Genomic DNA, 25,550 nt, shown 5'->3' with positions numbered 1-25,550 from the left:
TAAAATTAATCGTTAAACAGTTTTTTGTTATATAATACCTCAGCCTTGTCTGAGGTATTTTTTTGTCTACAACTTTAAGAGGATTATATTCATGTTTTACGATTTAGCTCGCCGTTTTATGTTTACCCGTGATGCGGAGTGGGCCCATGATTTTGCTCTTAATAACTTACGTCGCTTTGCTAATACACCGTTAAGTGCCGCGTGGTCACAAAGCGTGGCAAATAAGCCTGTTAACTTTTTAGGCCTCGAATTTAAAAATCCCGTAGGGCTTGCCGCTGGTCTTGATAAAAATGCCGAGTGTATTGATGCATTCGCCCAAATGGGGTTTGGTTTTGTCGAAGTAGGCACAGTAACACCGCGTCCACAAGCAGGTAACGATAAGCCTCGTATGTTTAGATTGCCACAGTCGAATGCAATTATTAATCGCATGGGCTTTAATAATAAAGGCGTTGATAATCTAGTAAATAACGTAAAAGCAGCAAAGTATGATGGCATTTTAGGTATTAATATTGGTAAAAATAAAGATACGCCGAATGAACAAGGCAAAGATGATTACATTCACTGTATGCGAAAAGTGTTTGAGTATGCATCTTACATAACCGTCAATATTTCATCACCTAACACACCAGGATTGCGTGACTTACAATATGGCGCAGCATTAGATGACCTATTGCAAAGTTTAAAAAATGAACAGTTAGATTTAATTGCCAAGCATAATAAAAATGTACCTGTGCTGGTTAAAATTGCGCCAGACTTAGATCCTATTCAAATTGAACAAGTGAGCGAATCATTATTAACGAATAAAATTGATGGTGTGATTGCCACAAATACCACCCTTGAGCGTAGCCTAGTGCAAGGTCAGCAGTATGCTGATGAAGCAGGGGGGTTATCGGGTGCTCCGGTAAGAGAGCGTTCAACTCATATTGTTTCTGAACTAAAACGTTTAACTAATAATCAATTACCTATCATTGGTGTAGGCGGTATTGATGACGTTCAATCGGCTAAAGAGAAGATGAACGCAGGGGCTGATTTGATTCAAGTTTACACTGGATTTATTTATAAAGGACCACAATTGGTCAAGTCGATCATTAACGACTTATAAGGATCAGTTATGTAAGCTTTTGATCGTTCGATAAATGTTCTAAAAAGACGTTTTAAAAATGGTCAAAAGCAGCTATACTCTAAGCTTATTGTCTTATTTTATTTTTTTAAGTACTAAGTAGGGAGGAGCAAATGTTACAAGCGTCAAAGCAATGGCAGTGGATAGCGTGTGCTGAAAAAAACCGCTTACTGCTTGATTTAAATGACGATATGCAACTATGCACCCCTTATAAACTAAGGCAATTAACAGATTGCACCTTTAAAAACCCTTACTTTAGTTTAGAAGACGCTGCTTTTTATGAGCAGGTATATTATTACCTCGAGCAGTTTAACTTATGGAATCCTGCGCAATTATGTCAAATAGCGCTCAATGCCACCGCGGTTAAGTTTCAATTAAAGCCCGTTTTAGCTAAAAGTTGGTTTTTTAAAACTTACACGGGTACAACACCTAGTACTGAAGCCGTTATCAACTTGAGCTCTGAATCTCAAACTGGCGAGTTTTTAATTGTGGAGCATTGCCCTGATGCTTCTGTGTGTATTAATTTAAGCGAAACCTTTGCGCTTGACGATAATTTATCACTCTCACAGTTTGAAGTGATCCGCGTATTAAACAACCGTGTTCACCCGCTTATTATCTCACAGTACGATAGTCAAACCGCTTAATCTAATTTAGTTTTCCCACCGTGTTTATGGCGTATTTGTACGCAAACCTATGTTATAATCCCGCGCAATTAGCTATTAAGGGTTTTTACTTTGCAATTTATCGCACTTACTTCTATCGGAATCGAAAATTTATTGGTTGATGAACTTACAGAGCTTGGCGCTACGGTGTCAAAACAAACTGTGGGTTCTGTTCGCTTTGAGGCTGACTCATTGCTAGCGCAAAAGGTGTGTTTATCAACACGCTTTGCTACGCGTGTACTTATGCTTATTGAAGAAAAAGAAGGCGTAAATGACAAAGACAGCTTGTATAAATTTGCACGCTTACAACCTTGGCAAGAGTGGTTTGGGCCTACGCAAACCTTTGCTGTTGACTTTAATGGCACAAACGACTCGCTTAAAAATACCCAGTTTTCAGGGTTAGTGATTAAAGATGCGATTGTTGATTATTTTAATGATCTGTATGAACAGCGCCCAAATGTTGATAAGCAAGATGCGAATGTACGAGTGGTTGCACGTTTAAATCGCCATGGTGTTTCACTTTATATTGATTATTCAGGCCCGCGTTTATCAGAGCGTGGTTACCGTCAAGGTCAAGGTAAAGCACCAATTAAAGAACATTTAGCTGCAGCAATTATTAAACGCAGTGGCTGGCTTGAAAATGTTAACCAGCCTTTATTTGATCCCTGTTGTGGTGCTGGTACTATTTTAATTGAAGCCGCTGGAATGGCGCGTAATGAAGCGCCAGGTCTATTTCGTGAAGGCTTTGCGTTTGAACGTTTACCTAGCTTTAGAGTGGCAAAATTTAAAGAACTAAAAGAGCAGCTTTTAGCAAATATTACCGACCCTAAATTGTGGTTGATTGGCCATGATTACGACGCAAATGTCCTTGATAAAGCCATTGCCAATGCGCAGCGCGCAGAACTTGATACGGTAATTAAGTTTAAACAAAGCGATGCAACTAAATTGACTGCGGTTGCTAAATTGCCGGGTGTTGTTATTTCTAATTTACCTTATGGTGAGCGAATTGGCTCTATGGCTGAGCTGGTTAACTTACATCGCAGTTTAGGTGTTGGCTTTAAAAAACACTTCAACCACTGGAAACTAGCTTTATTAGGCATGGATGAAAGCTTGTTTAAACTGCTTAAATTGGTTAAGCAAAAACGTTATAAATTTAAAAATGGCCCACTTGATGTTGAATTAAACTTGTATCAACTTGATGACAAGCAAGTGAGTCTTACCACGGATGATAAACCGGCTTTAAACTTTGAAGGCTCAATGGCTTTTGCTAATCGCTTGAAAAAGAATAAGCAAGGCTTAAAAAATTGGCTTAAGCAAAATCAAGTACACGCCTATCGCGTGTATGATGCAGATATTCCTGAATATAACGTTGCGGTTGATATTTATGGTGATTCAGCGGTTATTTTTGAATACGCAGCACCAAAAGAAATTGATGAAAAAACCTCAGAAAAACGCTTGCAAGATGTTATTAGCTTAACAGCGCAACAACTGGATATTGCACCTGAAAACATTGCGGTAAAAGTACGTAAAAAGCAAAAAGGTGAAGAACAATATACCCCGATGGCTAAGCAAAACAGAACCATGGTGGTAGAGGAGTTTGGTGCTAAGTTTAAAGTTAACTTATTTGATTACTTAGACACCGGACTATTTTTAGATCACCGTCTTGCGCGTCGTTACATTCAAGAAAATGCAAAAGATAAGCGCTTTTTAAATCTGTTTGCCTACACGGGAACAGCGTCGGTTCATGCTGCATTAGGCGGTGCAAAAGCGATTACTACCGTTGATTTATCTAAAACCTACCTAAAATGGGGGCAAGATAACTTTGCGCTTAACGATATTAGCAATACGCGTTATCGGTTTGAGCAAGCAGACTGTTTAAAATGGTTAGAGCATGCACAAGGCCAATACGACTTGATCTTTTTAGACCCTCCAACATTTTCTAACTCTAAGCGAATGAAAGATGCGTTTGATGTACAAAATGATCACATTAAGCTGTTAACTTGGGTTAAAAAAATATTGAGCCCATCGGGTACGCTTATATTTTCTAACAATAAACGCGGCTTTGTGATGGACGAAGTAGGGTTAATGGGCTTAGGCTTAAAAGCGGAAAATATTTCAGAAAAAACCTTATCTCCCGATTTTAAACGTAATAAAAAAATTCATAATAGCTGGTTAATTAAACATGGCTAAGTGGGTTTTATATCACACAGACGGTTGCCACTTGTGTGAGCAAGCTGAGCAACTGTTAAAACCGTTACTTTCATCAGCTGATGAATTACAACTTATTGATATTATGAGCGATAACTCATTAATTTTAGAGTATCAAATCAGTATTCCGGTTTTAAAAAATCAACAAGGCCAGCAATTGTTTTGGCCGTTTACTGCACCTCAGGCGCAGCAGTTTTTAGCGCAAGCAGAATAAGAGTAAAGATTAATTATGGATTTAATTAGAATTTCAAAAGCACAATTAGCCTACGGTACGCACCCATTATTAGATAATGCCGATGCGGTTATAGAAAGCGGTGAACGTGTATGTATTGTAGGGCGTAACGGTGCGGGAAAATCAACGCTTCTAAAAGTATTAGATGGCCAAGTAATACTAGATGACGGCGAAATAAACCAAGTCGGTAGTTTAAAAATATCGCGTTTAGAACAAGATCCGCCTAAAGGGGCAAGCGGTACTGTATTTGATTATGTTGCCCAAGGTATGCCGGAAATTGCTAACTTACTGATTGATTTTCATCATGTAAGTACACAATTGCAAACAGATTGTACTGATCAGTTACTCAATAAATTAGAGCGCTTATCAAATAAGTTAGAAGCAGCTGATGGCTGGCGTTTTGATAGCCGTATTCAACTGGTTTTAACCCAACTAGAATTAACCCCCGATGCAAAACTAGAATCACTTTCTGGTGGTTGGTTACGTAAAGTTGCACTTGCGCGTGCGCTAGTGAGCGAGCCTGATTTATTATTACTCGATGAGCCTACCAACCACTTAGATATGACAAGTGTAATGTGGTTAGAGCAATTTTTAAAAGAGTTTAAAGGCGGGATTGTATTTATATCGCATGACCGTGCTTTTATTCGCGCCGTTGCAACACGTATTTTAGATTTAGATCGCGGTAAACTAATTTCTTATCCAGGTGATTATGCCACTTACTTAGAACAAAAAGCGCATGATTTAAAAGTGGAAGAAACGCAAAATGCATTGTTCGATAAGCGTTTAGCGGAAGAAGAAGCGTGGATCCGCCAAGGTGTTAAAGCGCGTCGTACGCGTAACGAAGGGCGTGTTCGTGAGCTTAAACAATTACGTAATGAGCGTAAAAAGCGTGTTGATCAAGTAGGCAAAACCGATTTCAATATTGAAACGGCAGATCGTTCAGGTAAATTAGTGTTTGAAGCGAAACACTTACACCATGCATTTAAAGATAAAATCATTGCTGATGACTTTTCTACTTTGGTTATGCGTGGTGACCGTATTGGATTAGTCGGCCCTAATGGCATTGGTAAAACAACACTATTAAAATTACTATTTGGTGATTTAAAAGCTGACAGTGGCAAAATAAAGCAAGGTGTTAATTTAGAATTTGCTTATTTTGATCAATACCGTGAAAAGCTCGATGAAGAAGCGACCGTTCAAGATAACGTGGCTGAGGGTAAGCAAGAGGTCATGATGGGCGGGCGCTCTCGTCATGTATTAGGTTATTTACAAGACTTTTTGTTTCCACCAGCACGTGCTCGTACCCCCGTAAAAGCGCTCTCAGGTGGTGAAAAAAATAGATTACTTCTGGCTAAGTTATTCTTAAAGCCATCAAATATATTGGTTCTTGATGAGCCTACCAACGACTTAGACATAGAAACGTTAGAGTTACTAGAAGATATTATCAATCAATACCAAGGTACTGTGCTGATAGTTAGCCATGACCGTGAGTTTATTGATAATACGTGTTCGAGTGTATGGGCCTTTGAGGGTAACGGCAAGGTAACAGATATCGTTGGCGGTTACAGCGATTATGAAGCCTATACCAACTATTTAGCAGAGCAAGAAAAGCAGCAGCAACAGCAGCCAATGAAAAAGGTTGAAAAATCTGAGCCGGCACCCGTTAAAAGTAATAACAAAGCAAATAAACTCTCTTACAAATTAAAACTTGAACTAGAGCAACTACCTAATAAAATGGAACAACTTGAAGCTGAGCTTGAAAAACAACAAGAACGAGTAAGTCACGAAGACTTTTTCAAGCAAGACAGTGATGTAACAGCTAAGGAATTGAACCATTTAGCCCAACTCGAGTCTGACCTTGAAGCCGCTTTTGAGCGTTGGGAAGAACTTGAAGAATTAAAGAATCAGTAGTAAGGAATAAAATGAAATATAAATTACTCGCGGCCAGTGTTTTAGCAACACTGAGTACATCGGCATTAAGTGCTACCTATGCGTTAACGGAGTTAGGTAACTTTGAAAACGCAAAACATACTTATGTTACCGATGTGAGTGAAAACGGACATGTCATTGGGCTTGCTAATGGCTTATACAATATCCCAATTGATATTAGTTATATTGATTTTACCGATAGTTTAATTAAGAACGCTTATACTAATGAAGTAAATTCATTTGAACTAAGTGACAAAGAAATTACGTTTACACTTGATGACATCGAAAACAACGACGCTATTTATACCAATGCTGATGCGCATACTTTTATGGTTCGTTTTTTGTCAAACTTATCTGCTAACTTTGAATATCAAAAAATTAGCTCAATTGTTGCTACAAATTACAACAGTGGTGTAATTACAGAGCAATCTTTGTTTGATGTGGCTTCGGTTGATTATGATGGATTAACGCGCTCGACTAGCAACTTTTATAATGCTGTTGCACAGGACGGTACGACCGTAGGTTGGGGCAGTGCACCGTTTGATAAAATCACTTTTACACCAGATGGTGAAACTGAAGAAGAAACTTGGTTTACCCGAGAGTTTATAGAACGTGGTATTTTAATTTCTGAAGGCGGTGTAGAAGTGCCGCTTGTTTCAGAATTTACTGAACATGGTGGGACGAGTAAAGCGTCTGATATTGTTGCCACTGACACGGGTTACGTTGTTGTTGGTAATGTATCAGTGAGTATCCCTACAGAGAGACAAACCTTAATTGCTGATAATTGTGATGGTCTTGATGAACCTGTAATGACTTGTATTGAATCAATTAATAGTCGTAACACACGTGGTTTATTTAATAAAACAGCGGTTAAGTGGACACTAGACAGTGCCTATAATGTAACCTCAACAGAATTGTTAGGTTTAGCGCTGACACCAAAAGAAGATGAAGACAGTAACCCATTTATTAGTAATGCATTAGCGGTGAATAAAAATGGCGTTGCGGCCGGTTTTTCTAATACCCGTTACTTTGATAGAGATTCCACAATTTTAACGATGCCAGTTTACTTTAAAGATGGTGAAGTAGTTGATTTTATTGAACAAAGAGATGACTGGCAAAGTGGTAAAGCATTTGCTATCAACGATAACGATATTGTTGTAGGTTATGCGACCAAGCGAATAGAAGGCACGCTAAGAAACAAACTTTTTTACCATGATATAAATACAAACACGACCGTGTTTCCTGAAGATTACTTTATAAGCTCAAGCTCATATGCAAATGACATTAATAATCAAGGTTACATTGTTGGTGAAGGTGAAATTGGTGAATCTGAGAACACCCGCCGTTCAGAAGCCTTCATTTATAAAATTGGCGATGACAAGATCACTAACCTAAATAAATTGCTGCCTTGTTATGACAGTGATGGTGAAACCAGTTTCAGCTATAAAATGGTAGAAGCTAAATCGATTAATGAAAACAACGAAGTATTTGGTGTTGCGACTAAAACAGTTGAAAAACGAAATTCATTGGGCGGAGTTGTTACCGATGTAAATGGTAATATTGAGTATGAAAGTGTAGCCGTTGCGGTAAAACTTTCGCCTATCCCTAATGGTGAAGTTGAGAATTGTAAAGCCCCAGATGCTGAATTTTACGAACGCAGTTCAGCGAGTTTTTCTTGGTTTGGTTTATTATTACTACCACTTGTTGGTTTAAGACGTGTATTTAGATTTTAAATGAGCTTAAATCGTTAAACAGAACGACTAAAAAACCCAACTTGTTAAGTTGGGTTTTTTTTGTCTATAGTAATGTAAGCATTTAAAGGAAGAGAGGCTAATTATTTCTCATTCCCCATGCCCGCCTTACAGAGCGGCGCCACATTAGATCTATTCCAAAGTAGCCAATAATACTGGCGATAGAGGCGCATACCAAAGAACCGACTAAGAATGCAGGGCCAATTGTCGTTAAGCTTTCTATAAACCATGCCCAACTGGCTTCGAACGCAAAGTGTTGTTCTGGTTGATTAAGTACTAATGTACCAACAAGGTAGGAGCCGTAAAAAATTGGCGGCATAGTCAGTGGATTAGTGATCCATACTAGCGCAACAGAAATGGGTAAATTAACTCTCAAAATTATCGCTGCGGCAGCCGCGAGCACCATTTGAAAAGGAACAGGGATGAAAGCAAAAAAGAGCCCAACAGCAAAAGCACCTCGTGCCGAACGTCTATTTAAATGCCAAAGGTTAGCATCATGTAAAAGACGGCCAAATATTCTTAGCGATTTGTGATGTCTAATTTTATTTGGATCGGGTAAAAACCGTTGGATCGTTTTTTTAGCCATTTAAAGCAACCATTTACTTCTGTGTGGATGAGTCTTGGGTTTGTTATCGGAGTTGTTGTTACCGTATTTTATTACCAAACCCTTGAATTTACAGTTATCACAATTTCAATCCTCATTGTGAGCACGTATTTTAAGCCGTTTTTAACTGTATTGTTAGGCTTTATTTTCGGTATTTGCTGTGTAGCAGCACATTTTATCTTGTTTTATTCATTTGAATTACCTAATCAGCACGAAAAATACGCATATTCTGTCAATGTTGTTGTCGAAGAGGTCATTTCTTCAACCCCTCCACAATACGTAAAAGTGAAAATAACCCGTTTGGAAGATAGCGAATATAGTCAGTTTAGAGCACCTAATGCCTTATTAAGTATTAATTCAACACAACCTATTCAGCCAGGTGATGCTTTTACTGCTCAAGTTAGGTTAAAAAATTTTAGGGGGATTAAAAATTTTACAGTGTTCGACAGTCAACTCTATGCCTTTACACAAAAAATAGCGTTTAAAGGCACAGTATTAAATAATCAGTTAGCGATTTACAACCGCCCACAAAATAATCATATCGCGGCTTATAGGACTTATGTCAAAAAGCTCGTAAGTAATGCTGAGCTTAATTGGCTATATTATGTGCTCTTAACCGGAGACAAGTCGTTAATGACCTTTAAGCATAAACAATTAATGCAAAGTCTTGGGTTAAGTCATTTACTGGCTATTTCTGGATTGCATATCTCTTTGGTTTTCGGCTTTTGTTATTTTGCAGTGCGCTGTTTTCTTAAGTTGATTAAGCCTGAACTAAATCAATCATTAAATATTGCTATTTTTTATAGCGCTGCTGGCTTTGTTGCCGCTTTTATTTATGTTTACTTGAGTGATTTCATTATTTCGGCAACCCGCGCCTTAATTATGTTGGGTTGTTATTTGTTGCTTTATTATTTAGCGAAGCAAGCGCTTAGATGGCGAAGTATTTTATATGCGTTGGTTATTATTCTAGCGGTTAATCCATTTAGTTTGCTTAATCCTGGCCTGTATTTTTCCTTTTTAGCGGTATGTATTATTTTTATGGTTTTAAAACAGTTTCCGCTGCGAGGTCATTCATTGTTAGCCAATATTCGCACTCTTTTTATTATTCAACTGGGATTATTTATTGGCTTATTACCGCTGTCATTATACTTTTTTAATGGCGTGAGTTTAGCAGGTTTAGTTTTAAATCTTGTCGCTATTCCCATTTTATCTTTTGTATTAATGCCTGCTTTATTTTTAAGTGTGTTGCTGGGGTTATTAACCGACTGGTATGCGTTTATTGTGTTGTATGATTTTCCACTGACCTATATTTATCAAATGTTGCTGGCAATACCGCAGCACATACGTTGGCTTAATGTTGGTCAGGTAAGTATAACCACTGTGGTGCTGCTTTATAGTGTCGTTCCTTTACTTTATTTTATTGAGCTTCGCGTACTGGCGTGTATTCCGCTTTTGACTTTACTGTCTAATTATTATTTTACGCAATCTAGTCTTTGGCAGTTGAACGTATTTGATGTAGGCCATGGCCTAATGGTACTGATAAAAAAAGATAAGCATGCGTTTATTTATGATTTTGGCCCGAGTTACTTTAATCGCTTTAGTCGTGTGCCTAGTGTATTACTACCCTATATTGACGCCCATAATCTAACGGTAAGTACCGCGATTGTCAGTCATCAAGATAACGATCATGCCGGAGGTGTTGCGCATTTTAAAGCGGCCGGTTATGCATGGAGTTTTGATTATTTTCATCCAAATGGTGTATATAACGACTGTATAGCAACAACACTCGATTTTAATGGATTGAGTATTCAAACTTTTGCTAAAGAGGAATTTAATAATAGTAATGATAATTCCTGTATCGTTAAAATCTCAGCTGCAAACTATAGTGTGCTACTTACCGGTGACATATCAAAGACGCGAGAGTCGCAATTAATTAAAAAGGAAGATGATTTACAAAGTACCGTTTTGATAAGCCCACACCACGGCAGTGACAGCTCCTCGAGTGACGAGTTTATTAAGGCAGTAAACCCAACGATTGTGATTCATTCAAGTGCCTATCAAGGTCAGTGGCAATTTCCAAGTAAAGCGGTAGTTGAGCGTTACAATAAAATAAACGCCAAACAATATAGCACCGGTGATGTAGGACAAGTTAGAGTTGATTTTTATGCTAAGCACCTTGAGCTTACTACAGCGAGGGCGCAGGAAAGTTATTGGTTTATCAAAGATTGACGTTTTGTTTTGCTGTTGCTAAGGATACAATAGAGGCTGTCAGTGGTTTTAGAGAGTGTTATGGATCAAAGTACTACACAAATTTATAAACGGCTTGTTTCTTACGTTGGTGCCTATAAGTCGGTTGCCATCGTCGCAATTATTGGAATGATAGGTTATTCAGGTATGGATGCATTATTCATCCAACTGATGAAGCCGTTTATCGATGAAGGTTTAAATGAGCGTAATAGTCAGGTACTTACTTATGCGCCATTTGTGGTTATTGCGTTGGTGATCGGGCGTGGCGTATTTAATTTTATGTCATCGTACTGTTTAAGCTATGTTGGTTCGCAGGTAGTGCGTGCGCTTCGCCAAGAACTATTTGAGCATATATTACATTTGCCAGTATCGTTTCATGATAAAAACTCGACTGGCGACCTTATTTCAAAAATTACCTTTGATACAGAGCAAGTACAGCAAGCGATTACCAAAGCATTGCTTATTGTAGTTCGTGAAGGCGCTTTTGTGGTGTTTTTACTTGCAGTTATGTTTTATACCAGCTGGCAATTATCGTTAATCTTTTTAGTTATTATTCCATTAGTGGCTATTATAGTGGCGGTGGTATCTAAACGTTTTCGTCATATATCTAAAAATATTCAGTCTGCGATGGGGCAAGTTACCCGCAGCTCAGAGCAAATGCTCAGTGGTCACAAAGTGATCCACGGCTTTGGTGGTCAAACTCAAGAAATCGATCAATTTTCTAAAATTAATAATCATAATCGCCAGCAACGTATCAAAATGGATGCGACTAAGGCGTTAAGTGTCTCTATCATTCAAATTTTAGCCGCCAGTGCAATGGCCGTTATTTTATGGGTGGTGTCTATGCCCTCAATGATAGACAGTATTAGCTCTGGGGATTTTGTAGTGCTCATTTCTTCGATGATGATGTTACTACGCCCGTTAAAACAGCTTGCCAATGTGAACAGCGATTTACAACGCGGTATTTCAGCTGCGCAGAGTGTATTTTTAGTGCTAGATGAAGAAATAGAAAAAGACACAGGCACCTTATCGGTTGATAAAGTTAAAGGTCATATTGAGGTAAAAAATGTCACCTTTAAATACCCAACCAAAGACGAGCCGGTATTAAATAATTTGTCTATGACTATTCAAGCGGGCGAGAGCATTGCGCTTGTTGGTCGCTCAGGCTCGGGTAAATCCACCATATCAAACTTACTACCTCGCTATTATGATTTAGAAGCGCCCAGTGAAATATTACTGGATGGTATTGCTTTAAATGAATATAAGCTCACCGATTTACGTCGTCAATTTGCTTTAGTATCGCAGCAAGTGGTACTTTTTAATGACACGATTGCAAATAATATTTGTTATGGCCTCCAACGCGATGTATCGATGGAAGAGCTTCATGCTGTGGCTAAACAAGCTCATGTCTGGGAGTTTGTTGAAGATTTACCGGAACAACTTAACACTATGGTTGGTGAGAATGGGGTGATGCTTTCAGGTGGTCAGCGTCAACGTATCGCGATTGCTCGCGCAATATTAAAAGATGCACCAATTTTAATTTTAGATGAAGCGACCTCGGCGCTGGATACTGAATCAGAAAAACTCATTCAACATGCCCTCGATACATTAATGAAAGACAAAACGTCTATTGTAATTGCGCATAGGTTATCGACTATTGAAAATAGTGACCGCATTTATGTAATAGACGGTGGTCAAGTTATTGAAAGTGGTACCCATACAGATTTACTTGCTAACGATGGCACTTATTCTGCGTTATGCAAAATGCAGTTTGGTGAGCAAGGGTGAGTAAAATAGAGCAAAGCTGGTATAAACCTTTTAGCTTAATTACGTTATTGCTATTACCACTGTCCGCTATTTTTGGCTGTATTTCTTTGCTACGTAGATATTGCTATAAGTTCGGCATTTTTAAATCGTTTATCAGCAAAACACCGGTTATTGTGGTTGGTAATATAAGCGTTGGCGGTAATGGTAAAACGCCGTTTGTATTGTGGCTTTATGATTATTTAACTGCTAAAGGTTTATCTGTTGGTTTAATTAGTCGAGGTTACGGCGGGCAAGCAACTCATTACCCGTTATTGGTTACTGCACAAACGACTACTTTAGAGGCTGGGGATGAGCCGGTACTTTTATTTAATCGTTTACAGTGCCCATTAGTGGTTGGCCCTAATAGGCAACACAATATAGAAAAGCTCAACGCAAACTTTAAGCTTGATGTGATCATTTCTGATGATGGCATGCAGCATTACAAAATGGCACGCAGCATAGAATGTTGTATTGTTGATAGCGAAAGAAAATTTGGTAATGGTTTGCTAATGCCCGCAGGGCCACTGCGCGAAACCGTCTCTCGATTAAAGAGCGTAGACGTAGTAATTGAAAATGGCTCTGAGGATGAGTTTAGTTATCGCTTGCAGCCATCGGTTATTAAACGCGTTGCCGATAACACGGATATAGCGACGCCTTTAAAGGCTGCGCATGCGGTGAGTGCTATTGGTAACCCAGGTCGTTTTGAGGCTTCACTGCAAGCACAAGGTATTAAATTACTGTCTACACATCATTTTCGCGATCATTATGCTTATAGCGCTGATGATTTCGCTCAATTTGGCGATGACTGTGTATTAATGACAGAAAAAGATGCGGTTAAATGCCGTGATTTTGCAAAACCTAATTGGTATTACCTGCCTGTTGATGCTCAACCAACAGCGGCGGTAATAAACACATTAAATTTACTATTAAAAGAAAAAGGGATCCATCATGGCCTTTGATACGAAGTTACTCGAAATTATTGCTTGCCCCGTGTGTAAAGGTAAGTTGCGCTTTGATAAAGAAAACCAAGAGCTGATAAGTACAGCTGCAAAGCTTGCTTATCCTGTACGCGATGATATTCCAGTATTACTTGAAAATGAAGCCCGAGAATTGTCTCTTGAAGAGGTAGAAAAGTGGAATTCGTAGTAGTTATTCCTGCGCGTTACGCTTCTACTCGTTTGCCAGGTAAGCCACTTGCTGATATTTGTGGCAAGCCAATGATCCAACATGTCTATGAAAAAGCGTGTTTGTCGGGAGCGAGTAAAGTGGTTATTGCCACCGATCATCAAAAAGTATTTGATGCGGCTAAACACTTTACCAATGATGTATTGATGACTCGAGAAGATCATCAATCAGGGACTGAACGGTTAGCAGAAGTCGTTGATTTATTAAATTTATCAGAAGATACTATCGTGGTTAATGTGCAGGGCGATGAACCATTATTATCCCCTGATAACGTGTCACAAGTGGCTACATTATTAGCGCAATCAACCGCGCCTATGGCAACCCTAAGTGTTGCCATTGAAGAGCGTGATGAGGTGTTTAACCCTAATGCGGTTAAAGTGGTCAGCGATATTAATAAAAATGCCTTATATTTTTCAAGAGCCAGCATTCCATTTGATAGAAGTGCTATGATGGCAGAGCAGCAACCACTTAATTTAGCGCCTTTTCAACGCCATGTGGGTATTTACGCGTATCGCGCAGGGTTTATAAAGCAATATATTCAATTATCGGTATCACCATTAGAAGTTTTAGAATCACTAGAGCAGCTAAGGGTGCTTTACCATGGCTATGCGATTAAAATAGAGCAAGCGCTGGTGACCCCTCATGCTGGGGTTGATACACCAGAGGATTTAGCTAAAGTCGTTGCGCATATTCAAAGTAAAGCGCGTGAATAAAGCAGATACGCCTGTGTTTAAGGTGCAATACACGCACGATGATTTTTATATTATAACTAAACCTGCAGGGCTTAATTTTCATTCAGAAGATAGCCCTGGTTTTGTGGTACTTGCTGAGCAACAACTAAACGAAAAATTGTTTGCGGTTCATCGTCTAGACAAAGTGACTTCAGGGCTGATCATATTAGCGCGGCATAAAGACGCTGCGGCAAAGTTTACCCAGATGTTTACTGAGCATACTATAAATAAATTTTATTTAGCTGTAAGTGATTCTAAGCCTAAAAAAAAGCAAGGTTGGGTTAAAGGAGACATGGCGAAGTCACGTCGGGGTACTTTTAAATTATTAAACTCGCAAATAAATCCCGCTATAACGCGGTTTTATTCATTTAGTTTTAAAAGTGGTTTTAGAGCTTACCTATTAAAACCCTATTCGGGTAAAACCCATCAGCTCAGAGTTGCTTTAAAGAGTTTGGGTGCCCCCATAATGGGTGATGCAAGTTATGCAGGCAGCCCTGCAGAGCGTACCTATTTACATGCATTTGCGCTGGATTTTTTATGGAAAGGGCAAAAAATACAACATACCCTGTTGCCAGAATCTGGTGAAGAGTATGCGCAATTGATTAAACATCAAGATTTTAATTCTTGGCAAACGCCGTGGAAACTGGATTGGTAAATGAGTGAACAAGTAACTGATATCCGCTTTGGTGGTATTAAACGTCTGTATGGTCAACAGCAATTTGAGTGGTTACAGCAAGCACATTTTTGTGTTGTGGGTATTGGTGGTGTAGGCAGTTGGACTGCTGAAGCACTAGCGCGTACCGGCGTAGGTAAAATCACCTTAATTGATTTAGATGATATTTGTGCAACTAATGTAAATCGTCAAATTCATGCCTTAACAGGCACAATAGGGGAAGCTAAAGTTGAGGCGATGAAAACTCGCTGCAAGCTTATCAACCCTGAGTGTGTGGTGAATGTGATTGATGACTTTATTAGCCTTGATAATATTCAAGAACATATTCAAGGTTTTGATTATGTAATAGATTGTATTGATGCGGTTAAAGAAAAAGCGGCGTTAATAGCTCACTGTAAACGTAATAAAATGCCTATAATTACAACTGGCGGTGCAGGTGGTCAAACCGATCCGAGTCAAATTACCTTTGGCGATGTGGCAAAAACCACTCAAGATCCATTACTTGCAAAAGTGCGTTACATTTTGCGTAAACAATATAATTTCAGTTCAAACCCAAAACGTAAATTTAATATTGACTGTGTATATTCCACTGAACAGCTTGTTTACCCAGGTAGTGACGGCAGTGTGTGTCATGCGAAGCAAAATGCTGATGGCAGTATGAACATGGATTGTAATAATGGCTTTGGCTCAGTGACGATGATCACCGGTAGTTTTGGTTTTTTTGTTGCCGCTAAAGCGGTTCGAAAATACTTAGACAAGCGTGCGCGTCTAAATACTTAGATAAAGTGTTTTGGTTTAATAGTATTTAAAAAGCGCTTAAAGCGCTTTTTGTTTGGCCATGGTTTGTATTGTTTCAACCATGGCTTTTACTCCATTGCCCCTTGACGCACTCAAATGACTGATTAAGCCTAACTTTTCAAATTCATCATAAGCATTTACTGCTAACACTTCTTCGGGTGTTAAACCGTTATACAGGGCTAAAATTAACGCCAATAAGCCTTTTACTATGCGAGTATCAGAGTCTCCAATTACAACCAGTGCATTCTCGGTTAAGTCAAACTCGACAAACATCCATACTTTACTCTCACAGCCTGGCACTAACGCATCATCTGTTTTTAATATATCGGCTAGAGGTGGCAGCGTTTTACCGAGTAACATAATTTCACGGTACTTTTGTTGCCAGCTACTACTGCTTTGAATACTTTTAGTTACGAGTTGATATGTGTGTGTCATTATTTATCCAAATTAGTCTAATAAAGCAATGCATTCTTTGAGTGCGGCAATAAATTGGTCTACATCTTTAGTCGTATTATAAAAAGCAAAACTCGCTCTCAGTGAACCATTTAGGTTTAAATGACTCATTAAAGGTTGGGTACAATGATGACCACTTCGTACAGCAATACCATAGCCGTCAAGTAAAGTTGACAGATCATAAGGATGTTCATTTTTATAATTAAAGCAAAGTGTGCCAATATTCGATTTGAGGTCGCTGTAGATAATAATACCGTCTATTTTGCTCAATGCGTTCGCTGCATAAATAAACAACTGCTGTTCATAGTGCTGTAATGTTTGCAGATCAAGCGCCATTAAATACTCAAGTGCAGCGCCAAAACCTAAAACACCGGCTATATTTGGCGTTCCTGCTTCAAATTTAGCCGGTGCATTACGATAAGTACTGTGCGTTAAGGTTACTTTTTCAATCATTTCACCGCCTGTTTGATAAGGCGATAGTGCATTAAGGGCTGTATAACGGCCATATAAACCGCCTAGCCCTGTTGGCCCCACCATTTTATGAGCAGAAAACACGTAAAAATCACAATCGAGCTTTTTTAAATTCGGTCTTAAATGCAGCGCCCCTTGTGCGCCATCGACTAAGGTTAGCGCGCCTACCGCCTTAGCTGAGGCTATTAAGGGGACTAAATCAGTAATATTGCCTAGCGCATTAGAAGCGTGAGTAATAGCCAGTAGTGCAGGGTTGGTGCGCTTAATCACTTCACAACACTGTGCTATATCAAACGTAGCATCTGCATTAAGTGGTAAAGTTTTTAATGTTGCCCCGGTTTGCGCTGCCAGTTCTTGCCACGGCACGATATTAGCGTGGTGTTCGATTGGGCTAATTAAAATAGTGTCAGCAGCTGTTAATGTATTTCTTAAGCCATGAGCAACTAAGTTAATCGCTTCAGTGGCACCTTTGGTCCAGACAATTTCGTTACTGGTTACCTGAAAATAATCGGCAACGCGTTGACGTACTTGCTCATAAGCCGCTGTAGCTTGCTCACTCAGCGTATGACGTCCGCGGTGAACATTTGCATTCTGTAAGGTGTAAAACTGTGTCGTAGCGTCAATCACGCATTGTGGTTTTTGTGTTGTTGCTGCTGAGTCTAAATAAACCAAAGGGTAGCCATTGATTGTCTGATTTAGAGTAGGAAAGTCATTACGGATTTTTTTAGGATCAAACGAGGACACAGACATAGGCTCATAAAGTTAATCAAGTGGGCAGGAATTGTAATCTGTTTAAGATAATTCTCAAGTAGCAGGTAATAAAAAAGGCCGCAGAGGCGGCCTTTTAAACTAACTTAATGCTTAGCGCTTGTCAGTTGCTTTATAATCACGGTGTGTTTCACCTGTGTAAAGCTGACGTGGACGGCTGATCTTATGACCAGGTTGAGAAAGCATCTCGTCCCAGTGTGAGATCCAACCTACAGTACGTGCCATTGCAAAGATTACAGTGAACATGCTGGTAGGGATGCCGATTGCTTTTAAGATAATACCTGAGTAGAAATCTACATTAGGGTAAAGTTTCTTCTCAACAAAGTACGGGTCTTCAAGTGCAATTTGCTCTAGTTTCATTGCGATATCAAGTAATGGATCTTGAATGTTTAGCTCTGCTAACACTTCATGACATGTTTGACGCATTACTGTTGCACGAGGATCGAAGTTTTTATAAACACGGTGTCCAAAGCCCATAAGACGGAACGGGTCCGCTTTATCTTTTGCTTTTGCTACGTATTCGTCAATGCGATCAACTGAGCCAATTTCTTCTAACATGTTTAAACATGCTTCGTTAGCACCGCCGTGAGCAGGGCCCCAAAGTGATGCAATACCCGCAGCAATACATGCATAAGGGTTAGCACCAGAAGAACCTGCTAAACGTACTGTAGACGTTGATGCATTTTGCTCATGGTCAGCATGAAGCATGAAGATTTTATCCATTGCTTTAGCTGTGACAGGGTTTACTTTGTATTCTTCAGCAGGCACAGAGAACATCATGTGTAAGAAGTTTTCTGCATAGCTTAAGTCATTGCGTGGATATACAAATGGTTGACCGATGTTTGTTTTGTACGCCATTGCTGCAATTGTTGGTAACTTAGCAACTAATTTAATAGCGCTTGTTTTACGTTGAACTGCATCAGTGATATCCAGATCTTCATGGTAGAAAGAAGATAAAGCACCAACCACACCACATAGCATCGCCATAGGGTGGGCGTCAAAACGGAAACCTTGGAAGAAGTTTGCGATTTTTTCATCTAGCATAGTGCTACGAGTGATTTTTGTAGCGAAATCATCGTATTGCTCTTTAGTTGGTAACTCACCATTTAATAGTAAGTAGCATAACTCAACGTAGTTAGAGCTTTCTGCTAACTGTTCGATTGGGTAACCACGGTGTAATAAAACACCCTTGCCACCATCGATGTAAGTGATGGTAGATTCACAAGAACCAGTCGACATGAAACCTGGGTCATAAGTAAAGTGACCATGTGAGCCGAGTGTACGTACGTCAATTACATCTTGGCCAGCAGTACCTTGATAAATTGGAAGTTCGATTGGATCTAGCCCATCAATATGGACCGTGGCTTTCTTATCTGCCATCTATGTATCTCCTATTAAGATAACTATTCTGATTTTTATATTCTAAAATCTATTCTAAGCACATCTTTACATTTTAACGTGAAAGAGGGGTATAAAGTCAATTTTTATAAGTATTATGCACATATGTATAATAAATATTCGGTATAGATTGAATATTATACCATTGGCTAATTCGCAAACGACTCAAAGTAAACAAGAATTGTAAAAGAGTCTCCGGCTATATATACTAACGGAGGTTTTTAACCAATTTGTATTTGGGTAAACTTTTTTTTACATAATAATTTTCATAAAAAGTGAACTTTATTAGTATCAATACGTTTATTTTGATAGTTCCACCAGAAACATTTGGTGGGTTTTAGAAAAACAAGTAGATGAGCCCCACTGCGGGCAAGATGGGCAAGTAACTGTGAAAAAGCAAAGACCTGTAAATCTAGATCTAACAACTATATCTATGCCGGCAACGGCTAAAGCTTCAATTTTTCACCGCGTCACCGGTGTTGCATTATTTTTTGCTTTAACGTTTGTCATTTGGGCTTGGTCAGAGTCTCTTTCTTCAGCTGAAGGTTTTGAATTCGTCAAGAGTCTGTTTAACGGATTCATTGCCAAATTTATAGCTTGGGGCACCCTTTCTGTATTGGGTTATCACCTTATCGGTGGTATCCGTCACATTATTATGGATATGGGGCATTGGGAAGAACTTGAATCAGGCAATACTAGCGCTAAAATTGCGATGGCACTTGGCGTTGTGTTTGCTGTATTGGCAGGGGTGTGGATATGGTCTTAAATCAAGCAACTCTTAAACGTGATGGCGTACAAGATTTTGTATCTTTACGCACAACGGCATTAATAATCAGCGCGTATGCAATCTTTATTATTGGCTATTTTTTAGCAATGCCAGAAGTCACATATGAAGCCTGGACAGGCCTATTCTCAAACCTAGCAATGAAAGGGGCAACGTTAATCACCCTAATTTGCATTATGGTTCATACCCGTATCGGCCTTTGGCAGGTTCTTACCGACTATGTAAAGAACGCTAAATTGCGTGCTTTTTTAGGCTTTGTACTAAACCTAATGGCTGTTGCTTACGTAGCTGTGGGTTTAATCGTTTTATGGGGTGTTTAAGTGAAATATTCTGTTCGTGAATTTGACGCCGTAGTAATTGGTGCCGGTGGTGCAGGTATGCGCGCTGCTCTTGCTATTACTGAATCTGGCAAAACATGTGCGCTAATCTCTAAAGTTTTCCCGACACGCTCACACACTGTATCTGCTCAAGGCGGTATTACAGTCGCGTTAGGTAACTCGCATGAAGATAACTGGGAATGGCATATGTATGATACCGTTAAAGGTTCCGATTTTATCGGTGACCAAGACGCTATCGAATACATGTGTCAAACTGGCCCAGAAGCTATTACTGAATTAGAAAACATGGGCTTACCATTTTCGCGTTTTGAAAATGGCCGTGTTTACCAACGTCCTTTCGGTGGTCAATCGAAAAACTTTGGTGGTGAACAGGCTGCGCGTACTGCAGCAGCAGCTGACCGTACGGGCCATGCATTATTACACCTTCTTTATCAACAAAACGTTAAAAACAAAACCAATGTATTCTCAGAATGGTATGCACTTGATTTAGTTAAAAACGATAATGGCGATGTAGTAGGCTGTACAGCGATTGAAATTGAAACAGGTGAAATCACCTTCTTCAAATCAAAAGCAGTTGTGTTAGCGACAGGTGGTGCAGGTCGTATTTTCGCATCAACAACCAATGCTCACATTAATACCGGTGACGGTGTTGGTATGGCTGCACGTGCTGGTATTTCTATGCAAGACATGGAAATGTGGCAGTTCCACCCGACAGGTATAGCTGGCGCTGGTACGCTAGTAACTGAAGGTTGTCGTGGTGAAGGTGGTTATCTTTTAAATAAAGATGGCGAACGCTTCATGGAACGTTACGCACCAAATGCTAAAGATTTAGCGTCTCGTGACGTTGTTGCTCGTTCAATGATGACAGAAATTCGTGAAGGTCGTGGTTGTGATGGTCCTTGGGGTCCTCACCTTAAGTTGAAACTTGACCACTTAGGCGAAGAAACGCTTAACTTACGTCTTCCAGGTGTATGTGATCTTGCTAAAACATTTGCTCACGTTGACCCTGCAAAAGAACCGATTCCAGTTATCCCAACATGTCACTACATGATGGGTGGTGTGCCAACAAACGTAAATGGTCAAGTACTTAATATCGATGCTGCTGGCAACGAAAAAGTAGTACAAGGTTTATTTGCTGTTGGTGAGATTGCGTGTGTATCTGTACATGGTGCTAACCGCTTAGGTGGTAACTCATTACTTGACTTAGTTGTATTTGGCCGTGCAGCAGGTAACTTCTTAGGTAAATACCTAAATGACGTTGAAATTTCTAAAGCGGCTTCAGAGTCTGACCTAGAAGCGTCTCTTGCGCGCTTTAACCGTTGGGAAAACTCAACAGCTGGTCAAGGCGAAGACCCAGTTCAAATCAAGAAAGACCTACAACAATGTATGCAGCTTAACTTCTCGGTATTCCGTGAAGGTGACTCAATGGCTACAGGTCTTACTGAACTTAAAGAAATCCGTGAACGTTTACAGCACGCGCGTCTTGATGACAAATCATCAGACTTTAACACCATGCGTATTGAATGTTTAGAACTAGACAACTTAATGGAAACAGCTTACTCAACTGCAGTAGCTGCAAACTTCCGTACTGAAAGCCGTGGCGCACACTCTCGCTTTGACTTCCCAGATCGTGATGACGAAAACTGGTTATGTCACTCAGTATTTAATCCGGTAACGGATGAAATGAGCAAGCGTAAAGTAAACTACGAGCCTAAAACACGTGAAGCTTTCCCACCTAAAGCACGTACCTACTAGGAGCGAGACGATGGCACAAGTACAATTTTCAGTTTATCGTTACAATCCGGATGTTGATAACGCACCTCGTATGCAAGATTACACTTTGCAAACTGAGGAAGGCCAAGACATGATGGTATTGGATGCACTTTTACTATTAAAAGAGCAAGATCCTACACTATCGTTTCGTCGTTCATGCCGTGAAGGCGTGTGTGGTTCAGACGGCGTAAACATGAATGGTAAGAACGGTTTAGCATGTATTACTCCTTTATCTACGCTGCAAAAAAATGGCAAAGGTAAAATCGTAGTGCGTCCATTACCTGGACTTCCTGTTGTTCGTGACCTTGTTATTGACATGAGTCAGTTCTACACTCAATACGAAAAAGTAAAACCGTATCTAATTAATGATGAGCCTGCTGCAGGTGAACGTCTTCAATCTATCGAAGAACGTGATAAATTAGATGGGCTTTACGAGTGTATTTTATGTGCATGTTGTTCTACATCGTGTCCTTCTTTCTGGTGGAATCCAGATAAGTTTATAGGTCCAGCAGGCCTTCTTCATGCTTACCGTTTCTTAGCTGATAGCCGAGACACAGCAACAGAAGAGCGTTTAGCTGACTTAGACGATGCATTCAGTGTGTTCCGTTGCCACAGTATCATGAACTGTGTTAGCGTTTGTCCTAAGGGTCTTAATCCGACCAAAGCAATTGGACAAATAAAATCTATGTTATTAAACCGCTCGGTTTAATTTCTAGTAGACGAAAGATGGCTAATAATTTATTAGCCATCTTGTTATATAACTATTAATTTCTGCGCTAAAAAAAAGGGCTTATAAATGCACGAAGGTGTGATGAAGGCATGGCTAGAATCTTCACATTTAAACGGCGGTAACGTTGCTTATGTTGAAGAGCTTTATGAAGCGTATTTAGACGATGCGACTTCGGTGCCAGAAGAATGGCGAGAAGTGTTCGAACAGTTACCAAAAGTAGATGGTGTGGATGTTGAAGTAAAACATTCAGAAGTTCGTTCACAATTTGCGGCGCTTGCTAAAAACAAGCATAGAGAAGTAGTGGTAGCAGAGGGCAGTGGTGGCGACCTTAAACAGGTTAAAGTACTGCAACTTATTAATGCTTTCCGTTTTCGTGGACACCAAAATGCAAGCCTAGATCCACTAGGTATTTGGCAACGAGAACGTGTACGAGATTTAGAGCTAGAGTACCACGACTTATCGGATGCTGACTTTGACCGCGAATTTAACGTAGGATCGTTTGCCGTTGGCCGCGATACTATGCCTTTAGGTGAGTTATACCAAGCACTAAAAACCACTTACTGTGGTTCTATTGGCGCCGAGTATATGCACATCACATCAACAGAAGAAAAGCGTTGGTTACAACAGCGTTTAGAGTCTGTTCAGTCTAGGCCAAAATTTGATAAAAATGAAAAGCTACGAATCCTCAAGGGATTAACGGCGGCTGATGGTCTTGAAAAATATTTAGGGGCTAAGTTCCCGGGTGCTAAGCGTTTCTCACTTGAAGGTGGCGATGCGTTAGTGCCTATGTTAAAAGAGCTTATTCACCGTGCCGGTGAAAGTGGCCAAAAAGAAGCCGTTATTGGTATGGCTCACCGCGGTCGCTTAAATGTTCTTGTTAATGTGCTAGGCAAAAATCCATCAGAACTTTTTGATGAGTTTGCTGGCAAGCACAAAGAAACGTTAAGCTCAGGTGATGTTAAATACCACATGGGTTATTCATCAGATTTCGCGACTAAAGGTGGCAACGTGCACATGGCACTTGCGTTTAACCCGTCGCATTTAGAAATCGTAAATCCGGTGGTTATGGGCTCTGTGCGTGCACGTCTTGATCGTCTTAATGACAAAACAGGCAGCAAAGCACTTCCAATCACTATCCACGGCGACTCAGCAATTGCAGGTCAGGGTGTTGTTCAAGAAACGTTTAACTTATCGCAAACTAATGCATTTAGTTGTGGCGGTAGTATCCGTATTGTTGTTAATAACCAAGTTGGTTTTACAACAAGTAAAAAAGACGATGTACGCTCAACTGATTACTGTACTGATATCGCAAAAATGGTTCAATCGCCAATTTTCCACGTAAACTCTGATGATCCTGAAGCGGTTGCTTTTGTAACGCAACTCGCGCTTGATTTTAGAAATCAGTTTAAACGTGACGTTGTGATTGACCTTGTTTGTTACCGTCGCCATGGTCATAACGAAGCTGATGAGCCTAACGCTACACAGCCAATTATGTACCAAAAAATTAAAAAACACCCAGTACCTCGTTTAATCTACGCGGATCAGCTGATTTCTGAAGGTTCTTTCACAGAAGATGAAGTGAAAGCACTTGCTGATGATTACCGTAATGGTTTAGACGATGGCAACTGTGTTGTTGAAGAAATACAGCCAGAAACATCACACTCTTCAGATTGGGCTAAGTATGTAGGCCATGAATGGAGTGTTGATTACGATGCTAGCGTTTCGGTAGAAAAGCTTAAAGAACTTGGTAACATAGTTGCAAGTTACCCAGAAGAGTACAAAGCACAATCTCGTGTTAAAAAAATATACGATGATCGTAAAGCAATGGCTGCTGGCGAAAAACCACTTGATTGGGGTATGGCAGAAACTTTAGCGTATGCAACTATTGCAGCTGAAGGCACTGATATTCGTCTAACTGGACAAGATTCAGGTCGTGGTACCTTCTTCCACCGTCATGCGGTTGTTCATAGTCAAAAAGATGGTGCAACGTATTTACCATTACAGAACCTTAGTGAAGATCAAGGTACGTTTGAAGTGTTCGACTCAGTACTGTCTGAAGAAGCGGTATTAGCATTTGAATATGGTTATGCAACTGCAGAGCCGACCTCATTAGTATTGTGGGAAGCACAATTTGGTGATTTCGCTAATGGTGCACAGGTGGTATTTGACCAGTTCTTAAGTTCAGGTGAGCAAAAGTGGGGTCGCTTATGTGGCTTAACGTGTTTGTTACCTCATGGCTATGAAGGTCAGGGTCCAGAGCACAGCTCAGCTCGTCTAGAACGCTTTTTACAGCTTTGTGCTGATCACAACATGCAAGTATGTGTGCCATCAACACCGGCGCAAGTGTACGCAATGTTACGTCGTCAATCAGTTAGACCACTGCGTCGTCCACTGATTGTAATGACACCTAAATCATTGCTACGTCATCCACTTGCAACGTCATCGCTAGAAGAGCTTTCTGAGGGTGTATTCCACAACATCATTGATGAAATTGATGAGATTGATGCTAAGAAAGTAGAACGTGTTGTATTTTGTAGCGGCAAAGTTTACTACGAATTATTACAAGAGCGTCGTAAACTTGAGCAAGACAATATTGCAATTGTTCGTGTTGAGCAGCTTTACCCGTTCCCACATGACGAAATGAAAGCAATTATTGAACGTTACCAACACGTTACTGATTTTGTGTGGTGTCAGGAAGAGCCGCAAAACCAAGGCGCTTGGTACTGTTCACAACATCACTTTGTTGATGCAATTCCACAAGGTGCAAAATTGAAATATGCAGGCCGTAAGGCATCAGCATCTCCTGCATGTGGATATATGTCAGTACATACTAAAGAACAACAAGCGCTCGTTGCCGACGCGCTTACTATAGAAAAGAAAGGATAAGCA

The 25,550-nt window shown here is 39.9% G+C and carries 22 protein-coding genes; 18 read left to right on the top strand and 4 right to left on the bottom strand.

The window, feature by feature from the left end:
* Window positions 1-91 precede the first annotated feature (91 nt).
* From pyrD to KK487_RS08300, 6 genes are all read left to right on the top strand, one after another.
* Window positions 92-1,102 carry a quinone-dependent dihydroorotate dehydrogenase gene (pyrD, locus tag KK487_RS08325; RefSeq protein ID WP_036954635.1) on the top strand — a complete coding sequence of 337 codons (1,011 nt, stop codon included), beginning with the start codon at window positions 92-94 and terminating at the stop codon, window positions 1,100-1,102.
* A gap of 131 nt (window positions 1,103-1,233) precedes the next feature.
* The gene (locus tag KK487_RS08320) at window positions 1,234-1,764 is read left to right on the top strand and encodes a cell division protein ZapC (protein ID WP_036954637.1); all 531 of its coding nucleotides are present in this window, start codon (window positions 1,234-1,236) and stop codon (window positions 1,762-1,764) included.
* A gap of 90 nt (window positions 1,765-1,854) precedes the next feature.
* Window positions 1,855-3,972: a bifunctional 23S rRNA (guanine(2069)-N(7))-methyltransferase RlmK/23S rRNA (guanine(2445)-N(2))-methyltransferase RlmL gene (rlmKL, locus tag KK487_RS08315; protein ID WP_024603050.1), complete on the top strand. Its 2,118-nt coding sequence runs from the start codon at window positions 1,855-1,857 to the stop codon at window positions 3,970-3,972.
* The gene (locus KK487_RS08310; RefSeq protein ID WP_036954640.1) at window positions 3,965-4,204 is read left to right on the top strand and encodes a glutaredoxin family protein; all 240 of its coding nucleotides are present in this window, start codon (window positions 3,965-3,967) and stop codon (window positions 4,202-4,204) included. Before rlmKL ends, KK487_RS08310 begins: the two co-directional genes overlap by 8 nt.
* Before the next feature lie 15 nt (window positions 4,205-4,219).
* The gene (uup, locus tag KK487_RS08305) at window positions 4,220-6,133 is read left to right on the top strand and encodes an ATP-binding cassette ATPase Uup (protein WP_215521699.1); all 1,914 of its coding nucleotides are present in this window, start codon (window positions 4,220-4,222) and stop codon (window positions 6,131-6,133) included.
* Window positions 6,134-6,144: 11 nt separating this feature from the next.
* On the top strand, window positions 6,145-7,884 hold the full coding sequence (locus tag KK487_RS08300) for a DUF3466 family protein (protein ID WP_215521698.1): 1,740 nt from the start codon (window positions 6,145-6,147) through the stop codon (window positions 7,882-7,884).
* A 97-nt stretch (window positions 7,885-7,981) separates the two neighbouring features.
* Here KK487_RS08300 and KK487_RS08295 read toward each other — a convergent pair whose 3' ends face one another.
* Window positions 7,982-8,488 carry a DUF2062 domain-containing protein gene (locus tag KK487_RS08295; protein ID WP_215521697.1) on the bottom strand — a complete coding sequence of 169 codons (507 nt, stop codon included), beginning with the start codon at window positions 8,486-8,488 and terminating at the stop codon, window positions 7,982-7,984.
* Between KK487_RS08295 and KK487_RS08290 the strand changes: the two genes are divergently transcribed.
* The 7 genes from KK487_RS08290 to tcdA are packed head-to-tail and all read left to right on the top strand — an operon-like array spanning window position 8,468 to window position 15,928.
* A complete protein-coding gene (locus KK487_RS08290) occupies window positions 8,468-10,735 on the top strand; it encodes a DNA internalization-related competence protein ComEC/Rec2 (protein ID WP_215521696.1) in 2,268 nt (755 codons plus the stop codon). The two genes, KK487_RS08295 and KK487_RS08290, sit on opposite strands and share 21 nt — an antisense overlap.
* Window positions 10,736-10,795: 60 nt before the next feature.
* The gene (msbA, locus tag KK487_RS08285) at window positions 10,796-12,541 is read left to right on the top strand and encodes a lipid A export permease/ATP-binding protein MsbA (RefSeq protein WP_215521695.1); all 1,746 of its coding nucleotides are present in this window, start codon (window positions 10,796-10,798) and stop codon (window positions 12,539-12,541) included.
* Window positions 12,538-13,518: a tetraacyldisaccharide 4'-kinase gene (gene lpxK, locus KK487_RS08280; RefSeq protein ID WP_064662498.1), complete on the top strand. Its 981-nt coding sequence runs from the start codon at window positions 12,538-12,540 to the stop codon at window positions 13,516-13,518. Before msbA ends, lpxK begins: the two co-directional genes overlap by 4 nt.
* Window positions 13,508-13,705, top strand: a complete 198-nt coding sequence (locus tag KK487_RS08275) for a Trm112 family protein (protein ID WP_008112074.1) — start codon at window positions 13,508-13,510, stop codon at window positions 13,703-13,705. Before lpxK ends, KK487_RS08275 begins: the two co-directional genes overlap by 11 nt.
* Window positions 13,693-14,457, top strand: coding sequence for a 3-deoxy-manno-octulosonate cytidylyltransferase (kdsB, locus tag KK487_RS08270; RefSeq protein WP_024603043.1), 765 nt, complete (start codon window positions 13,693-13,695; stop codon window positions 14,455-14,457). Before KK487_RS08275 ends, kdsB begins: the two co-directional genes overlap by 13 nt.
* Window positions 14,450-15,130, top strand: a complete 681-nt coding sequence (locus KK487_RS08265) for a TIGR01621 family pseudouridine synthase (RefSeq protein ID WP_036954656.1) — start codon at window positions 14,450-14,452, stop codon at window positions 15,128-15,130. Before kdsB ends, KK487_RS08265 begins: the two co-directional genes overlap by 8 nt.
* Window positions 15,131-15,928, top strand: a complete 798-nt coding sequence (tcdA, locus tag KK487_RS08260; RefSeq protein ID WP_024603041.1) for a tRNA cyclic N6-threonylcarbamoyladenosine(37) synthase TcdA — start codon at window positions 15,131-15,133, stop codon at window positions 15,926-15,928. It abuts the gene before it with no gap.
* Window positions 15,929-15,964: 36 nt separating this feature from the next.
* Here the strand turns inward: tcdA and KK487_RS08255 are convergent, their stop codons facing one another.
* The 3 genes from KK487_RS08255 to KK487_RS08245 form a co-directional block, all read right to left on the bottom strand.
* On the bottom strand, window positions 15,965-16,381 hold the full coding sequence (locus KK487_RS08255; RefSeq protein WP_024603040.1) for a SufE family protein: 417 nt from the start codon (window positions 16,379-16,381) through the stop codon (window positions 15,965-15,967).
* Window positions 16,382-16,393: 12 nt separating this feature from the next.
* The gene (locus KK487_RS08250; RefSeq protein ID WP_036954659.1) at window positions 16,394-17,620 is read right to left on the bottom strand and encodes an aminotransferase class V-fold PLP-dependent enzyme; all 1,227 of its coding nucleotides are present in this window, start codon (window positions 17,618-17,620) and stop codon (window positions 16,394-16,396) included.
* Between the two features lie 111 nt (window positions 17,621-17,731).
* On the bottom strand, window positions 17,732-19,018 hold the full coding sequence (locus tag KK487_RS08245) for a citrate synthase (protein WP_013465014.1): 1,287 nt from the start codon (window positions 19,016-19,018) through the stop codon (window positions 17,732-17,734).
* A 406-nt stretch (window positions 19,019-19,424) separates the two neighbouring features.
* On the opposite strand from KK487_RS08245, the gene sdhC reads away from it, so the two are divergent.
* From sdhC to sucA, 5 genes are all read left to right on the top strand, one after another.
* On the top strand, window positions 19,425-19,802 hold the full coding sequence (sdhC, locus tag KK487_RS08240; protein WP_076916082.1) for a succinate dehydrogenase, cytochrome b556 subunit: 378 nt from the start codon (window positions 19,425-19,427) through the stop codon (window positions 19,800-19,802).
* Window positions 19,793-20,140 carry a succinate dehydrogenase, hydrophobic membrane anchor protein gene (gene sdhD, locus KK487_RS08235; protein WP_036954661.1) on the top strand — a complete coding sequence of 116 codons (348 nt, stop codon included), beginning with the start codon at window positions 19,793-19,795 and terminating at the stop codon, window positions 20,138-20,140. The genes sdhC and sdhD overlap by 10 nt, the downstream gene beginning before the upstream one ends.
* Entirely contained in the window at window positions 20,141-21,913 is a 1,773-nt protein-coding gene (gene sdhA / locus KK487_RS08230; protein WP_013465011.1) for a succinate dehydrogenase flavoprotein subunit, read from the top strand.
* Between the two features lie 10 nt (window positions 21,914-21,923).
* The gene (locus KK487_RS08225) at window positions 21,924-22,640 is read left to right on the top strand and encodes a succinate dehydrogenase iron-sulfur subunit (RefSeq protein ID WP_008112091.1); all 717 of its coding nucleotides are present in this window, start codon (window positions 21,924-21,926) and stop codon (window positions 22,638-22,640) included.
* 87 nt (window positions 22,641-22,727) lie between these two features.
* Window positions 22,728-25,547 carry a 2-oxoglutarate dehydrogenase E1 component gene (sucA, locus tag KK487_RS08220; protein ID WP_215521694.1) on the top strand — a complete coding sequence of 940 codons (2,820 nt, stop codon included), beginning with the start codon at window positions 22,728-22,730 and terminating at the stop codon, window positions 25,545-25,547.
* Window positions 25,548-25,550: the final 3 nt, after the last annotated feature.

Origin of the sequence: Pseudoalteromonas sp. SiA1 (assembly GCF_018732205.1) — a bacterium.
Taxonomy (GTDB): Bacteria; Pseudomonadota; Gammaproteobacteria; order Enterobacterales; family Alteromonadaceae; genus Pseudoalteromonas; species Pseudoalteromonas tetraodonis.
This window is presented reverse-complemented; position numbering and strand designations above follow the sequence as displayed.

Bases quoted from the DNA above. Each gene is read 5' to 3' on its own strand.
- KK487_RS08300 (WP_215521698.1), top strand. From the start codon at position 6,145: ATGAAATATAAATTACTCGCGGCCAGTGTTTTAGCAACACTGAGTACA.
- KK487_RS08310 (WP_036954640.1), top strand. From the start codon at position 3,965: ATGGCTAAGTGGGTTTTATATCACACAGACGGTTGCCACTTGTGTGAG.
- KK487_RS08320 (WP_036954637.1), top strand. From the start codon at position 1,234: ATGTTACAAGCGTCAAAGCAATGGCAGTGGATAGCGTGTGCTGAAAAA.
- sucA (WP_215521694.1), top strand. From the start codon at position 22,728: ATGCACGAAGGTGTGATGAAGGCATGGCTAGAATCTTCACATTTAAAC.
- tcdA (WP_024603041.1), top strand. From the start codon at position 15,131: ATGAGTGAACAAGTAACTGATATCCGCTTTGGTGGTATTAAACGTCTG.
- sdhD (WP_036954661.1), top strand. From the start codon at position 19,793: ATGGTCTTAAATCAAGCAACTCTTAAACGTGATGGCGTACAAGATTTT.
- KK487_RS08295 (WP_215521697.1), bottom strand. From the start codon at position 8,488: ATGGCTAAAAAAACGATCCAACGGTTTTTACCCGATCCAAATAAAATT.
- KK487_RS08255 (WP_024603040.1), bottom strand. From the start codon at position 16,381: ATGACACACACATATCAACTCGTAACTAAAAGTATTCAAAGCAGTAGT.
- KK487_RS08250 (WP_036954659.1), bottom strand. From the start codon at position 17,620: ATGTCTGTGTCCTCGTTTGATCCTAAAAAAATCCGTAATGACTTTCCT.
- KK487_RS08245 (WP_013465014.1), bottom strand. From the start codon at position 19,018: ATGGCAGATAAGAAAGCCACGGTCCATATTGATGGGCTAGATCCAATC.
- msbA (WP_215521695.1), top strand. From the start codon at position 10,796: ATGGATCAAAGTACTACACAAATTTATAAACGGCTTGTTTCTTACGTT.
- uup (WP_215521699.1), top strand. From the start codon at position 4,220: ATGGATTTAATTAGAATTTCAAAAGCACAATTAGCCTACGGTACGCAC.
- KK487_RS08225 (WP_008112091.1), top strand. From the start codon at position 21,924: ATGGCACAAGTACAATTTTCAGTTTATCGTTACAATCCGGATGTTGAT.
- pyrD (WP_036954635.1), top strand. From the start codon at position 92: ATGTTTTACGATTTAGCTCGCCGTTTTATGTTTACCCGTGATGCGGAG.
- KK487_RS08275 (WP_008112074.1), top strand. From the start codon at position 13,508: ATGGCCTTTGATACGAAGTTACTCGAAATTATTGCTTGCCCCGTGTGT.